The sequence below is a fragment of the Vibrio sp. 10N.261.55.A7 genome (genome assembly GCF_002877365.1).
In the GTDB taxonomy this organism is placed as follows: Bacteria; Pseudomonadota; Gammaproteobacteria; order Enterobacterales; family Vibrionaceae; genus Vibrio.
The window spans coordinates 1-833 of record NZ_MCWZ01000126.1; the positions used below are offsets into that span (position 1 = coordinate 1).

General features: G+C 42.3%; 1 protein-coding gene. It reads right to left on the minus strand.

Annotated elements, in window-relative coordinates:
• Positions 1 to 466: Lon-like protease helical domain-containing protein (locus tag BCU12_RS08625; RefSeq protein ID WP_157939865.1), on the minus strand; the 466-nt coding region annotated here is incomplete at its 3' end.
• Positions 467 to 833: the final 367 nt, after the last annotated feature.

Sequence of the window (833 nt, forward strand, 5' to 3'; positions counted from 1 at the left end):
ACTCTAGTTGTTGCTTGTTCGCGAGTTGATTTTTAAGTTTCTCAGCACGAGAGATGTACATTTCATTATCAAAGGCAAGCGGCATGGCATTGACCAATTTGGTCATCAGCTTTTCTATGTCGGTTTTGAGTTTTGCGCCCACACCAGAAGGCAGTTTGAGCACGGTTGGCGTACGTATGTCTTTAAAATTGGCGACATAACACCAATCAAACAGCGCGGCCGCATCATGCTGATGACGATTTAGATAGCGCAAAATCATGGTACGCTTACCTAGCCCATTCTGGCCAATCGCATAAATGTTGTAGCCCTTCTCTTTGATGGACATGGCAAACTCGACCGCTTTTTGCGCCCTTTTTTGCCCGACAATCTCATCAATAGGAGCCAGTTCTTTGGTCGATTTGCACGGCAACTGCTCCAATAGAGCGGCATTATAGAGTTGCTCTGAGTTCAATCTTTGAATCGCCATCACTACCTCCTTGGTAAGTTCTTTCTCTTCCAACTCAGTTTAGATGCATTTTTGTGACTTTTTAGTGACTTACCGCCAAATCAGGTTTAAATGAACAAATATCCATCAATATGCCCCTTATAAGAGAAAAGTTAAGACTAAATGATTAATAAATCTACACAACTCACGCCTTGCAATTGCAAATGATTTTCATTTACAATCGGTATAACGAGATTATCTAGGAAGAGTAATGGACATTCAACACTGTTGGAGAGCGTACCAAAAGGCAGAACTATTGTTGGCGCAAGGGCATTGGCCAGAGGCGTACCATCTTTTCGACAACGTGCTTCATTACATTCCTTCGCACATTAATAGTTCTCTTTATGCC